Consider the following 12,844-nt stretch of genomic DNA (forward strand, 5'->3'; position numbering starts at 1 on the left):
CCCTTGCGGAACGAGGATCAGAGCGCCCTGAACCTGGCCGCACGGGGCCGGGCGCTGCATCTTCCCGCGCGCTTCAACACCTATGCCGATCCGGCGGCCTACGGCACGCTTGCCGACCTGCCGCGCGACCCTGCGGTGATCCATTATGTCGTCGGGCTGAAGCCCTGGGCGGGCCGGGTTCCCCTAGGCCGGGTGTGGGAAGCTTATGCCGCGGCCATTGCCGGGGTGATGCCGCCCCTCGGCAGGCAAAGATGGAAACGGCGCCTGTCCGGATGGAACACGCGCCGCAAGGTCTTTCTGGGAAGGTTGCTGGGCCGCCCCAAATACCGCGCCCGCCTGCAGGTCGAGCAGGCGATCCGAGACATGGAACGCCGGCTTGCCGCCGGCGTCCCGCAGCCGCTCAGTGGACGCTGACAGGCACCAATTCGTTCTGGCGGGCCAGCGCAAAGGCCAACCTGCGGTCGGCCACCAGCGCCAAGCGCTCACCATCGACCCCGTGGACGGCATAAAGCGCGTCCAGTTCGGGCGCCTGCATCCGCACCTCGGTGGGAAGGCTATCCATCGTTACGCGGCGGACATAAACGGTGTTGTCGGCGTCAATCGGAAAATCATGTTTCATGTTCATGGCGATCCCCTTCACTTTCGGCTGATCGGTATGGTCTTGACGAAGCTTTGCGGTGTCACGCGCCGCAGGTCGATATGAAGCAATCCGTTTTCCAACGCGGCAGCCTCGACCTCGATCCCTTCGGCCAGCACGAAACTGCGCTGGAAGGCGCGGGCGGCGATGCCGCGGTGCAAAAAGACGCGGTCATCCGCGCCCTCGGCCTGCCGTCCCCGGATCACCAGCTGCCGGTCCTCGACCGTCAGCGACAGGTCGTCCTCGGCGAAGCCGGCTACGGCCAGGGTGATGCGGAAGCCGTCCGGGGCGCGATGCTCGATGTTGTAGGGCGGGTAACCCTCGGCCCCCTTGGCGGCACGTTCCGCCAGCCGTTCAAGCTGGTCGAAACCCAGCAGGTAGGGGTGGGTGCCCAGGGTCATCTTGGTCATCGGCGTCCTCGGTCAACAAGCGACTGCTTCGGCCCGGCCCCGTTGCGGCGACCCGGCCATGGCAATGATATGTGCGCCCGGCCCGGTTCTCGCAAGAGGGTGCAAAGTTTTGCTTAGCATAGCGAAAATCCGCGGCTATGATCCTGCAGCGCGCCTGCACGCGCCCGGCAGGCCTGACGATTCGATGAACGACCAGCACGAGATGTCGCATGACGAGATGGCCCGCACCCGGCTGGACGGGCTGCGGCGCCAGCACCGCGAGCTTGACGAGGCGATCGGGTCCATGGCCGCGGACGGGGTCGTGTGCAGCCTGACACTGGGCCGGATGAAGCGGCAGAAGCTGGCGCTGAAGGACCAGATCGCCCGGCTGGAAGACGAGCTGACCCCCGACATCATCGCCTGATTGCGCCCGCCCGCGCCGCCGGTATGATGCGGACTTTCCGCAAGCAGGGGGCAGGGATGGCGGTTCCGGTCGGCATCATCATGGGCAGCCAGTCCGACTGGGCGACGATGAAAGAGGCGGCGGCGATTCTGGACGAGTTGGGCGTCGCCCATGAGACGCGCATTGTCAGCGCCCACCGCACACCCGACCGCCTGTGGGACTATGGCCGCTCGGCGGTGGAACGCGGCCTTCAGGTCATCATCGCCGGGGCAGGCGGGGCCGCGCATCTTCCGGGCATGATGGCGTCCAAGACGCGTATCCCGGTGATCGGCGTCCCGGTGCAGACCCGCGCCCTGAACGGGGTCGATTCGCTTTATTCCATCGTCCAGATGCCCAAGGGCTTTCCGGTTGCCACCATGGCGATCGGCGCGGCGGGCGCGGCCAACGCCGGGCTGATGGCCGCCGCGATCCTCGCCCTCACCGACAAGGCGCTGGCGCAGCGGCTCGACGACTGGCGCGCGGCCCTTTCCGCATCCATCCCCGAGGAGCCTTCCGATGACTGACCCGCTGAAACCCGGCGCCACCATCGGCATCCTCGGCGGCGGCCAGCTGGGCCGGATGCTGTCGGTCGCGGCCAGCCGCCTCGGCTATCGCAGCCACATCTACGAACCCGGTGCCGCGCCTGCCGCGGACGTGGCCCACCGCCTGACGACCGCCCCCTACGAGGACGAGACCGCCCTGCGCGACTTCGCCGCTTCGGTCGATGTCGTCACCTACGAGTTCGAGAACGTCCCCGCCGCCTCGCTGGACCTGATCGAGAGCATTGTCCCGATCCGCCCCAACCGCCGCGCGCTGGCCGTCAGCCAGGACCGGCTGGCTGAAAAGGACTTCCTGAGCGGCCTCGGCCTGGCACTCGCGCCCTATGCGGCGGTCGATTCGGCCGAGGATCTTGCCGCCGCGATGCAGGGGCAGGACTGCGCCATCCTCAAGACCCGGCGCATGGGCTATGACGGCAAGGGCCAGGTGCGCCTGTCGGCGGGTGACGACCCGGCCGCTGCATGGACGCAGGTGAACGCGCCCTCGGTGCTGGAAGGCTTCGTCGATTTCACCGCCGAGATCAGCGTGATCGTCGCGCGGGGACAGGATGGTGCCGTGGCCGCCTACGATCCCGGCCTGAACGTCCACCGCGAGGGCATCCTGCGGACCACCACCGTGCCCTGCGGCCTGCCCGCGCGGCTGATCCCCGACGCCGTGCTGACCGCCAGCCGCATCGTCACCGCGCTCGACTACGTGGGCGTCATGGGGGTCGAGCTGTTCGTCACGCCCTCGGGCCTCATCGTCAACGAGATCGCTCCCCGTGTCCACAACTCGGGCCACTGGACCCAAGCGGGCTGCGCCGTTGACCAGTTCGAACAGCACATCCGCGCCGTCGCGGGCCTGCCGCTCGGCGACGGCAAGCGCCATGCCGACGTGGTGATGGAGAACCTGATCGGCCACGACATGGACCGCCTGCCGGACCTGCTTCGTCAGCCCGACACCCAGATCCACCTCTACGGCAAATCAGAGGCCCGCGCCGGCCGCAAGATGGGCCATGTCAACATCATCCAACGCTGAAGCCTGACGCCTGCGGGCTTCTTTCTGGCTCAAATACCCAATGCGGCACCGCCATCAGGCGCAGCGCCGCCCGTTCAGGCCCGCGGCAGCACCTCGCGCAGATAGCGGACCATGTTGCCGCCCATGACCTTGGCGATCTGCGCCTCGGTCAGCCCCTGATCCATCAGCGCCTGCGTCAGCGCGGGCAGCCCCGCCGCGTCGAAGGGCACGCCGACCGAGCCGTCCCAGTCCGAGCCCAGCGCCACGTGATCCTCGCCCACCAGCGCGATCGCGGCGGCGATGCTGGCGGCGATCCCCGCCGGGCTGTCGTTGCAGGTCACATCCGGCCAGAAGCCGATGCCGATGATCCCGCCGCTGGCTGCCACTGCCTGCAGCAATTCGTCCTGAACATTCCGCGGCGTGTTGCAGGTGCCATGCACGCCGGTATGGCTGATGATCGATCGCGCCCCCGGCATCGCCAGCACGTCGCGGACCATTCGCGGCGAGGCATGCGCGAGGTCGATCACCATGTCCCGACGAACGGCCTCGGCCACCACCTCGCGCCCGAAATCGGTCAGCCCCGCCTGGGATTGCCCATGCAATGAGCCGCCGAGTTCGTTGTCGAAGAAATGCGTGAGCCCGACCAGCCGGTATCCCGCGCCCTCCAGCACGGCGAGGTTGGTCAGGTCGCCTTCCAGCGGATGCGCGCCCTCCATCCCCAGGATCGCGCCGATCACCCGGTTGCCGGCGGCGCGATCCGCCAGCACCGATTCCAGATCGTCACGGTGGCGGATCAGGCGCAGGTTGTCCGGTTCGGCCTCTGCCAGACGCCGCAGCCGGGCGGCCTGGTCGAGCGCCCGCTCCTTGAGGCTGAACCAGGTCTGCACGGGACGAAGCTGGCCGATAACCAGCGGCGTGATGTTGTCCGGGGCTCGCGCCTCGTTCTCGGCATAGTTCTGGCCACGGGGGCTTTTCGTGACGGCGGTGAAGACTTGGATGGCGACATTGCCCTGATCCAGACGCGGCAGGTCCACATGGCCCTCGGGGCGGCGCTGCGACAGGTCGCGGTCCCATAGCAGCGCGTCGGCGTGCAGGTCGCCGATGACCAGCCGGTCATGCAGCGCCTGTGCCTGCGGCGAGACCGGCCATGAGCTGCGCGCGGTGACCGGGTTCAACTGGTCGGCCACGATGCGCGGACCGAAGACCACGACCCCGAGCGCCCCCAGCAGCACGACCGCCAGAAGCACCCAGAGGACGCGCAGGATGCCGCGGCCGCGCCGCTGGCGGAAGGGATCGCGCGCCATCCGCCTCAGGCTTCCATCGCCTCAAGCTCGTCGATGAAGCCCTCGATCATCGACAGGCCCTTGTCCCAGAAGGCCGGGTCCGCCGCGTCCAGCCCGAAGGGGGCCAGCAGTTCGGAATGGTGCTTGGAACCGCCCGCGCGCAGCATGTCGAAATACTTGGCCTGGAAGCCCTCGGGCTGCGCCTCGTAGGCCGCGTAAAGCGCGTTCACCAGCCCGTCGCCGAAGGCATAGGCGTAGACGTAGAAGGGCGAATGGACGAAATGCGGGACGTAGGTCCAGAAGGTCTCGTAGCCCGGCATGTATTCGAAGGCATCGCCGAGGGACTCATGCTGGACCTGCATCCAGATGGCGTTGATGTCGTCGGGGGTCAGTTCCCCTTCCGCCCGGGCCGCGTGCAACCGGCATTCGAAGTCGTAGAAGGCGATCTGGCGGACGACCGTGTTGATCATGTCCTCGACCTTGCCCGCCAGCAGGGCCTTGCGCTGAGCCGGGTCCTCGGTCTTCACCAGCAGGGCGCGGAAGGTCAGCATCTCGCCGAAGACCGACGCGGTTTCCGCCAGCGTCAGCGGGGTCGAAGACAGCAGCTCGCCCTGACCTGCCGCCAGCCGCTGGTGGACGCCGTGGCCCAGTTCATGCGCCAGCGTCATCACGTCGCGCGGCTTGCCGAGATAGTTCAGCAGCACATAGGGATGCGCGTCGGTGACGGTCGGATGCGCGAAGGCGCCCGGCGACTTGCCCGGCTTCACGCCCGCGTCGATCCAGCCCTTGTCGAAGAACGGCTTGGCCAGTTCCGCCAGTTCCGGGTCGAAGCCGGCGTAGGCGTCCAGCACCGTCGCCCTCGCCTCGTCCCAGCCGACCAGACGCGGGCTTTCCTGCGGCAGCGGCGCGTTGCGGTCCCAGACCTGCAGCTTGTCGAGGCCGAGCCATTTCGCCTTCAGCCGGTAATAGCGGTGCGACAGGCGCGGATAGGCCGCGACCACGGCATCGCGCAGCGCCTCCACGACCTCGGGTTCAACATGGTTCGACAGGTGCCGCCCGGTCTGGGGCGTCGGCATCTTGCGCCACTTGTCCTCGATAGCCTTTTCCTTGGCCAGCGTGTTGTGGATGCGCGAGAAGAGCTTGACGTTCCCACCGAAGACCTCTGCCAGCGCCTTCGCCCCTGCCTCGCGGCGGGAACGGTCGTGGTCGGTCAGCAGGTTCAGCGTGGCTTCCAGCCCCAGTTCCTCGCCGTCCACGTCGAAGGTCAGCGCGGCAGTGGTCTCGTCGAACAACCGGTTCCAGGCGGCGGCGCCGACGACCGAGTTGTCGTGCAGGAACTTCTCAAGCTCATCCGACAACTGATAGGGACGCATCGCCCGCATCCGGTCGAACACCGGCTTGTAGCGCGACGGCCCGCAAGGCGCGCTGAAGGTCTGGGCATAGACGTCATCGGGGATGCGGTTGAATTCCAAACTGAAGAACACCAGCGGAGTCGTCATGTCGGTGATCTTCGCCTGCAGGTCGCCCAAGCTCTTGGCGCGGGCAGCGTCGGTGGTGTTCTGGTAATAGCGCAGGCCCGCATAGGACATGATCCGCCCGGCGATCAGGTCGATCTCCTCATAGCGCTGGATGCATTCCAGCATCTCGGCGGGTGTCAGCCCGGCCAGCCTGTCCTCGTAATCGGCGGCGAAGCTGGCACAGGCGGCCTCCAGCCGCTCCAGGTCGCGGGCCAGTTCCGGCGCGTCGGGCGAGGCATAAAGGTCGGTCAGGTCCCATTCCGGCAGGTTCCCCAGCGAAACACCGGCGCCGGGGGTCTCGGCGTCGCGCATCAGGGTCTCGCGAAGGGGCAGGCGGGTCATGGGGATCTCCATTTTCAGCGTTGCCCAACATCTGTCCCCTGTAGGCCGCCGGTTCAACCCGTCGCGCAGGCGATTGCCAGCCGGACGCGCTGCGCCTAGCGTTCGCGCGACGACCGAAAGGGGAAAGTTCCATGCCTGACACCGACCATCCGCAAGGCTTTGACACGCTGGCCATCCATGCGGGTTCCGCGCCCGACCCGGCCACCGGGGCGCGGCAGGTGCCGATCTACCAGACCACTGCCTACCAGTTCCGCGATGCCGAGCACGCCGCACGACTGTTCGGGCTGAAGGAGGTCGGCTACATCTATTCCCGCCTGACCAATCCCACCATCGCCGCGCTGCAGAACCGCGTGGCCGCGCTGGAAGGCGGCGCCGGGGCGGTCTGCTGTTCCTCGGGGCACGCGGCGCAGATCATGGCGCTTTTCCCGCTGATGGCGCCGGGGCGCAACATCGTCGCATCAAGCCGGCTTTACGGCGGCACCGTCACGCAGTTCAGCCAGACCATCCGCCGCTTCGGCTGGTCCTGCCGGTTTGTCGATCTTGAGGATGCCGCCGCCGTCCGCGCCGCCATCGACGAGGACACGCGGGCGATCTTCTGCGAATCGATTTCCAACCCCGGCGGCTACCTGACCGACCTGCCCGCTCTGGCGCAGATCGCGGACGAAGCGGGCGTGCCGCTGATCGTGGACAACACGCTGGCGACCCCGTGGCTCTGCCGGCCGATCGAGGCGGGCGCGACCCTGGTCGTCCATAGCCTGACGAAGTACCTGACCGGGAACGGCACGGTGATGGGTGGAGCGATTATCGATTCCGGTCGCTTCGACTGGTCGGCCTCGGACAAGTTCCCGTCGCTGTCCCAGCCCGAGCCCGCCTATCACGGCCTCAAGTTCCACGAGACCTTCGGGCCGGCCGCCTTCACCTTCCATTCCATCGCCATCGGGCTGCGCGATCTGGGCATGACCCTGAACCCGCAGGCCGCGCATTATACCCTGATGGGGATCGAGACGCTGGGCCTGCGGATGCAGCGCCATGTCGAGAACGCCCGGAAGGTGGCCGAATGGCTGGACGCCAATCCGCGTGTCGAGGAGGTGAGCTACGCGGGCCTGCCGTCCTCGCCTTGGTCGGACCGCGTGCAGCGGCTTTATCCGAAGGGGGCAGGGGCGCTGTTCACCATCCGGCTGAAGGGTGGCTACCAGGCCTGCGTGGACATGATCGGGCGGCTGAAGATGATCAGCCATGTCGCGAACCTGGGCGATGCGCGGACGCTGGCGATCCATTCGGCCTCGACCACCCACAGCCAGCTGACCGAGGAACAGCAGATCGCCGCCGGTGCCGGGCCGGACCTCGTGCGCCTGTCCATCGGCATCGAGGACCCCCAGGACATCATCGCCGATCTAGATCAGGCGCTGGGCTGAAACGGGCGGGGCCGCAAGGACGCGGCCCCCTCAGCCACGCGGGCCGGACAGGATCACCGCCGCCCCGGCAAGGCAGAGGATGGCGCCGATCGCATCCCAGCGGTCGGGCCGCACCCCTTCGACGGCCCAGAGCCACCCGAGCGAGGCGCAGATGTAGATGCCGCCATAGGCCGCAAAGGCCCGCCCTGCCGCATCCGACGGCACCCGAGTCAGCAGGACTGCGAACAGCAACAGGCTTGCCATTCCCGGCAGCGCCCAGAGCCAGCTTTTCCCCAGCCGCAGCCAGGCCCAGAAGGCAAAGCATCCCGCGATCTCGGCCAGCGCGGCGACCGCGTAGACAAGCCCCGTCATGCGGAAGCCGCACGTCGCGGGGCAGACACGCTGTTCATGTCGTGAAGGGATAAGATGGTGGAGCCAAGGGGAGTCGAACCCCTGACCTCTTGAATGCCATTCAAGCGCTCTACCAACTGAGCTATGGCCCCACCGGAGGTCTCGGGCTGCGTTGTCCGCCGCCCGCGTGGGGGGTCGTATATGGGCAGTCGCGCAGGGGTGCAAGCGAAAAAGATCGCCCTCGCAGCTTCTGTTCGTTCTTCGGCGCAAGTTCCTGAACGGCAAAAGAAAAGGGGGCCGAAGGCCCCCTGAGACACGATGCCGGGCTGCTCAGTCCTCGTCAGGCTCGGCCACGTCGGCGATCTCGTCCAGCGACACGTCGGCGTCGTCGTCCTCGTCCAGCAGGTCGTCGTCCAGTTCGCCCGCCTCCGCCGCATCGTCCAGATCGTCGTCGATCACGTCATCCGTTTCGGCCTCGCGCGCGGCGGCCTTTTCCGCAATCATCGAGCGGGTGCGCGCGCTGGTCAGGCTTTCGGCCGAGAACTCGGTGCTGCAGGCCGGGCAGGTCATGGGATCGTTGCGAAGGTCGTAGAAACGGCTTCCGCAGGCGGGGCAAAGGCGCTTGGTGCCCCATTCCTCTTTGGGCATGGTGTTCTCTTTTCGCCAAGGGTCAGGTAAATCCGGCCTCCCGTGCCACAGGGCATGGAAGGTGTCAAAGGCTTTCGGGACAGCGCAGGGGTGACGCTTGGACGGCAGGGTGATTCTGGCGGACGGAACAACGGTCAGCCTGCGTAGGACGGCCCGCGCCCGGCGGATGACGCTGCGCGTCTCGCGGCGGGACGGATCGGTGACGCTGACCCTGCCGCCGCGCCTGCCCAGGGCAGAGGCGCTGGCCTTCCTGGACGACCGCCGCGACTGGCTTTCGCGCGCCCTGGCCGGGATCGAACCGCAACAGGTGATCGAGTTCGGCATAGGACTGCCGGTCGAGGGAAGGCCGCTGACCCTGACCCCTGCGCAGGTCCGCGCCCCGCGGGTCGAGGACGCGCTGCTGCTGCTGCCCAAGGGCCGCCCGGCCGCCGTGTCGGCGGGAGCCTTCCTTCGCACGCTGGCGCAGGCGCGGCTTGCGGCGGCAAGCGACCGCCATGCCGCAGTCCTCGGCCGCCGCTTTGCCGCGATCACGCTGCGCGACACCCGCTCGCGCTGGGGCAGTTGCACGCATGGGGGACGGCTGATGTATTCCTGGCGGCTGGCCATGGCGCCGCCCGAGGTGCTGGACTACGTCGCCGCCCATGAGGTCGCGCATCTGGCGCATATGGATCACTCGGCAGCCTTCTGGGCCACGGTCACCCGCCTGTATCCGGGGTTCGCGCAGCCAAGGGCATGGTTGCGGCAGAATGGCGCAAGCCTGCACGCCTGGCGGTTCCGGGCAGAATAAGGTCTGCATGGCGGATATTTTCGGCAGAGGATGATCAGGCGCCTTGCAGATGCGATGGGCGCGTTTCTGCATCCGCGGCATCAGGGAAATTGACAGCCTGCCCCGACGTGATCACAAACGCGCATGGTCACGACGCTGCGTCCCCAGACAACAACCCAGCCCGCCGTGCATGAGCGGCTGTATCGCGCCCTGCGAGGCCGGATCATGCTGGGCGAACTGCCGCCCGGCCGGGCGCTGACCCTGCGCGGCATCGCGGCCGAGGAACGTGTCAGCATGACCCCGGCGCGGGAAGCGGTCCGCCGCCTGGTGGCCGAAGGTGCGCTGACGCTGTCGGCCTCGGGGCGCGTGTCCACGCCGGCGCTGTCGGTCGAGCGGATCGAGGAGCTTGCCGCCCTGCGCGCGCTGATCGAGCCGGAACTGGCCAGCCGCGCCCTTCCTCGCGCGCATCTTGCGCTGATCGACCGGCTTGCGGCGATCAACACCGCCATCGGCGAGGCGGCGCAGAACCACGACTCGGTCGGATACATCCGCAGCAATCTGGAATTCCACCGCACGCTCTACCTGCGGGCGCAGGCGCCGGCGATGCTGGCGATGCTGGAAACGATCTGGCTGCAGCTCGGGCCGACCATGCGCGCCGTCTACCAGCGGATGCGCCGGAACGAGGCGCCCCGGCACCACCGCATGATCCTTGCCGCGCTGCGGGCGGGGGACGAGCCGGCGCTGCGGCTGGCGATCAGGACGGATGTGACGCAAGGACTGCGCCACCTGCTGCCGGTGCCGGGCGAGCCGGACCGCTAAGGGGTCAGACTTCCTCGATCCGCAGCTCGACGGGATCGCCTTCGACGACACCCGTGCGCGGCAGCGCCTCCATCGCGTGGTCGATCGCCTCGGGCGTGGTCTTGTGGGTGACGATCAGCACCGGGGCCGAGCCCGAGGCGTGGCCATACTGCCGCATCCGGTCGATCGAGATCCCCGCCTCGCCCAGCACCGAGGCCACCTTGGCCAGCGCCCCCGGCTTGTCGGAAAGCGTCAGCCGCAGGTAATAGGCGGCAGGCACCGCCGTCCGGGCGGTCTGGGGCGACGCGAGCGTTGCCGCCGGCTGCCCGAAGACCGGCAGACGGACCCCGCGCGCCAGTTCCACGATGTCGGACATGACCGCGCTGGCCGTCGGCCCTTCGCCCGCGCCCGCGCCGCGCAGCACGATCTGGCCGACCGAGTCGCCCTCGATCACCACCATGTTGGTACCGCCTTCCAGCTGCCCCAGCGGGCTGTCGCAGGGCACGAGGCAGGGCGACATCCGCTGTTCAAGCCCCCGTGCCGTCATCTGCGCCACGCCCAGCAGCTTGATGCGATAGCCCATGTCGGCGGCGCGCTTGATGTCGTCGATGGAAACGCGCTCGATCCCCTCGATCTCGACGCCATCGAAAGCCACCTTGGTGCCGAAGGCCAGCGAGGCGAGGATCGCGAGCTTGTGGCTGGCGTCGATCCCGCCCACGTCCAGCGTCGGGTCGGCTTCCAGATAGCCCAGGCGGCGCGCTTCCTCGAACACCGTGTCATAGGGCAGGCCGGCTGACTGCATCCGGGTCAGGATATAGTTGCAGGTGCCGTTCATCACGCCCATGACACGCCTGATGCGGTTGCCGGCGAGGCTTTCGGTCAGCGTCTTGATGACGGGAATGCCACCTGCGACGGCGGCCTCGAAGCGGATGGTGCGGCCGGCGGCCTCGGCCCGCTCGGCCAGCTTGTGCCCGTGGACGGCCAGAAGGGCCTTGTTCGCGGTGATGACGTCCTTGCCGCTGTCCAGCGCCAGCTCGATCATCTCGCGCGCGGGGCCGTTCTCTCCGCCGATCAGTTCGACCACCACGTCCACGTCGTCACGCAGGGCGAGGTCGGCCGCCCGGTCAACCCAGGCATAGCCCGACAGGTCGGCATCACGGTTGCGGGTGCGGTCGCGGGCGCAGATGGCGGTGATCTCGACCGGCCGCCCGGCGCGCAACGCGATCAGATCGGGATGCTTCTGGATGATCTTGACCACCCCGATCCCGACGGTCCCCAGACCGGCGATGCCAAGGCGCAGCGGCGCGGGGGTGGCGGACATGAAGGGCCTCGTCTGATGAAGGGCAGGGCATCGCCGGGTGTTAGCGCGGGCCTCGGGGCTTGGCAACGTGGCCCGGCCTACAACCAGCGGCGGGTGCGGGCGGCCCACAGGTCGAAGGCTTGGGCATCGCGGCGTCGCAGCCATGCTTCTTCTTGCCGGATGAAGCGTCGTTCGATCAGCAGGACAAAGAGGGGCACGAGGATCAGCGCCGCGAATGGCTGCCAGGCAAGGCATAGCCCGGCCAGAATCAACACGTCGCCCAGGTAGATCGGGTTCCGGGACAGGCGAAAGACCCCATGCGTCACCAAGGCGGTCGGTTGCCGTGTCGGATCGACCGTTGCGCCCGCGCGCATCATCGTCAGGGCCGCGACGGCCATCAGTCCCAGTCCCAGCACCGCCAGCGTCCAGCCTGCCGTGGGGAGGCCGGGCATCGGCAGGATACGTCCCGCAAGAAAGGCGAGAAGCGCGAAGGCCAGCAGCCAGACCGGTGGATAGTCTGCCAGCTTTCGGATCATCTGCGCCACGGCTGGTTTCCTATTCCCGCCACAGCCGGTCCACCCAGTCGGTGGGACGAAGATAGTGCCGCAGGTGGCGGCCGAGGCTTTCGCGCCGGCGGCCGTCGAAAGCTGCGCGAAGATGGTCTAAGGAAGGGCGCGGGCTGTCCTTCTCGCTCCACCGGCCGGCAATGGCGTCCGGCGGGTTGAGGCTGCCGGCGAAGATCACGATGCGCGCCCCTTTCGGGATGCGCGGCGCGGACCAGTAGCGCGCGGGGAAGGCCGGGACGCAATCGGCGCGGAAATGGACAACCCAGCCCTTGGGCCAGAACCTGACGCCCCCCGGCGCGCGGCGGGTCACGAACCTCTGCTCGAAGCGGTATTCGTCGGCGATACCCTGCGGGTCGGCGCGGAAGATCTCCTGCAAGGGGGCGAGCTTGCCGACCCGCATCCGATAGACCGAGGTCTGGCCCAGCTTCTCGAAGGGCTTGATGCTTTGCGGGTTGGTGGCCAGCACCGTGTCGTCGGGATCGCCGAAGCTGAAGAAATCATCCAGATTGCCGACGATCACCACGTCGAGGTCGAGGAACAGCACCGTTCCGGTGATATCCCCCAAGTCCCCCCAGAGCCGCGACTTGGGCCATTTCCCCAGCGTGTTCCTTGGCGCCTCATAGTCGAACTCGGGCAGGGGCCGCACCACGACATCAGGGTGCAGCCCGGCGCCGTCATCGGTGAAGCAGATCAGCCGGAAGGGCGGGGTGATGTTCCGCGCGATCATTCCACGCAGACGGTTGACGTATTCGGGACCGAACTTGCTGCCCCACTTGATGCAGATGATCTGTTTGACGACGCTCATGGTCCCGAGTCGTGGCACGGGCATGGGCAGAGGGGCAAGCGGAAGAAAGGGG

At 67.9% G+C, this 12,844-nt stretch carries 16 protein-coding genes and 1 tRNA gene; 7 read left to right on the forward strand and 10 right to left on the reverse strand.

Translation table 11 applies throughout. From position 1 onward, the window contains the following. Nucleotides 1–414: hypothetical protein (locus Q4F04_RS05210; RefSeq protein ID WP_303368776.1), on the forward strand; the 414-nt coding region annotated here is incomplete at its 5' end. Here the strand turns inward: Q4F04_RS05210 and Q4F04_RS05215 are convergent. Both Q4F04_RS05215 and Q4F04_RS05220 read right to left on the reverse strand, forming a co-directional pair. Beyond that, entirely contained in the window at nt 401–625 is a 225-nt protein-coding gene (locus Q4F04_RS05215; protein ID WP_303368777.1) for a DUF1150 family protein, read from the reverse strand. The genes Q4F04_RS05210 and Q4F04_RS05215 overlap by 14 nt on opposite strands. A gap of 11 nt (nt 626–636) precedes the next feature. After that, complete coding sequence (locus tag Q4F04_RS05220) at nt 637–1,047, reverse strand: Hsp20 family protein (protein WP_303368778.1); 411 nt, start codon at nt 1,045–1,047, stop codon at nt 637–639. 184 nt (nt 1,048–1,231) lie between these two features. Between Q4F04_RS05220 and Q4F04_RS05225 the strand changes: the two genes are divergently transcribed. Genes Q4F04_RS05225 through Q4F04_RS05235 form a run of 3 tightly spaced genes read left to right on the forward strand, consistent with a single transcriptional unit; the run spans nt 1,232 to nt 3,043 of the window. Next, on the forward strand, nt 1,232–1,450 hold the full coding sequence (locus Q4F04_RS05225; protein ID WP_303368779.1) for a YdcH family protein: 219 nt from the start codon (nt 1,232–1,234) through the stop codon (nt 1,448–1,450). Between the two features lie 56 nt (nt 1,451–1,506). After that, the gene (gene purE, locus Q4F04_RS05230) at nt 1,507–1,992 is read left to right on the forward strand and encodes a 5-(carboxyamino)imidazole ribonucleotide mutase (RefSeq protein WP_303368780.1); all 486 of its coding nucleotides are present in this window, start codon (nt 1,507–1,509) and stop codon (nt 1,990–1,992) included. Beyond that, on the forward strand, nt 1,985–3,043 hold the full coding sequence (locus Q4F04_RS05235; RefSeq protein WP_303368781.1) for a 5-(carboxyamino)imidazole ribonucleotide synthase: 1,059 nt from the start codon (nt 1,985–1,987) through the stop codon (nt 3,041–3,043). Before purE ends, Q4F04_RS05235 begins: the two co-directional genes overlap by 8 nt. Before the next feature lie 74 nt (nt 3,044–3,117). Here the strand turns inward: Q4F04_RS05235 and Q4F04_RS05240 are convergent, their stop codons facing one another. Both Q4F04_RS05240 and Q4F04_RS05245 read right to left on the reverse strand, forming a co-directional pair. Further along, on the reverse strand, nt 3,118–4,326 hold the full coding sequence (locus Q4F04_RS05240) for a dipeptidase (protein WP_303368782.1): 1,209 nt from the start codon (nt 4,324–4,326) through the stop codon (nt 3,118–3,120). 5 nt (nt 4,327–4,331) lie between these two features. Beyond that, nucleotides 4,332–6,134 carry a M3 family oligoendopeptidase gene (locus Q4F04_RS05245; protein ID WP_303368820.1) on the reverse strand — a complete coding sequence of 601 codons (1,803 nt, stop codon included), beginning with the start codon at nt 6,132–6,134 and terminating at the stop codon, nt 4,332–4,334. A 161-nt stretch (nt 6,135–6,295) separates the two neighbouring features. On the opposite strand from Q4F04_RS05245, the gene Q4F04_RS05250 reads away from it, so the two are divergent. Beyond that, on the forward strand, nt 6,296–7,579 hold the full coding sequence (locus tag Q4F04_RS05250; RefSeq protein ID WP_303368783.1) for an O-acetylhomoserine aminocarboxypropyltransferase/cysteine synthase family protein: 1,284 nt from the start codon (nt 6,296–6,298) through the stop codon (nt 7,577–7,579). A gap of 30 nt (nt 7,580–7,609) precedes the next feature. On the opposite strand, the gene Q4F04_RS05255 is transcribed toward Q4F04_RS05250, so the two are convergent. The 3 genes from Q4F04_RS05255 to Q4F04_RS05265 all read right to left on the reverse strand — a co-directional run bounded on the left by Q4F04_RS05255 (nt 7,610) and on the right by Q4F04_RS05265 (nt 8,557). Further along, the gene (locus Q4F04_RS05255; protein WP_303368784.1) at nt 7,610–7,930 is read right to left on the reverse strand and encodes a YnfA family protein; all 321 of its coding nucleotides are present in this window, start codon (nt 7,928–7,930) and stop codon (nt 7,610–7,612) included. Nucleotides 7,931–7,985: 55 nt separating this feature from the next. Beyond that, a tRNA-Ala gene (locus Q4F04_RS05260) sits at nt 7,986–8,061 on the reverse strand. Between the two features lie 178 nt (nt 8,062–8,239). Then, nucleotides 8,240–8,557: a TIGR02300 family protein gene (locus tag Q4F04_RS05265; protein ID WP_303368785.1), complete on the reverse strand. Its 318-nt coding sequence runs from the start codon at nt 8,555–8,557 to the stop codon at nt 8,240–8,242. 97 nt (nt 8,558–8,654) lie between these two features. On the opposite strand from Q4F04_RS05265, the gene Q4F04_RS05270 reads away from it, so the two are divergent. Together Q4F04_RS05270 and Q4F04_RS05275 are read left to right on the forward strand one after the other, a co-directional pair. Continuing rightward, nucleotides 8,655–9,344 carry a M48 family metallopeptidase gene (locus tag Q4F04_RS05270; RefSeq protein ID WP_303368786.1) on the forward strand — a complete coding sequence of 230 codons (690 nt, stop codon included), beginning with the start codon at nt 8,655–8,657 and terminating at the stop codon, nt 9,342–9,344. A 123-nt stretch (nt 9,345–9,467) separates the two neighbouring features. Then, nucleotides 9,468–10,142, forward strand: coding sequence for a GntR family transcriptional regulator (locus Q4F04_RS05275; RefSeq protein ID WP_303368787.1), 675 nt, complete (start codon nt 9,468–9,470; stop codon nt 10,140–10,142). A 4-nt stretch (nt 10,143–10,146) separates the two neighbouring features. Here Q4F04_RS05275 and Q4F04_RS05280 read toward each other — a convergent pair whose 3' ends face one another. The 3 genes from Q4F04_RS05280 to Q4F04_RS05290 form a co-directional block, all read right to left on the reverse strand. Then, complete coding sequence (locus Q4F04_RS05280) at nt 10,147–11,442, reverse strand: homoserine dehydrogenase (protein WP_303368788.1); 1,296 nt, start codon at nt 11,440–11,442, stop codon at nt 10,147–10,149. 77 nt (nt 11,443–11,519) lie between these two features. After that, entirely contained in the window at nt 11,520–11,957 is a 438-nt protein-coding gene (locus Q4F04_RS05285) for an isoprenylcysteine carboxylmethyltransferase family protein (RefSeq protein WP_303368821.1), read from the reverse strand. A gap of 19 nt (nt 11,958–11,976) precedes the next feature. Beyond that, nucleotides 11,977–12,792, reverse strand: coding sequence for a glycosyl transferase (locus tag Q4F04_RS05290; RefSeq protein ID WP_303368789.1), 816 nt, complete (start codon nt 12,790–12,792; stop codon nt 11,977–11,979). Nucleotides 12,793–12,844: the final 52 nt, after the last annotated feature.

Source organism: Paracoccus sp. (in: a-proteobacteria) (genome assembly GCF_030536915.1).
Lineage (GTDB): Bacteria > Pseudomonadota > Alphaproteobacteria > Rhodobacterales > Rhodobacteraceae > Paracoccus.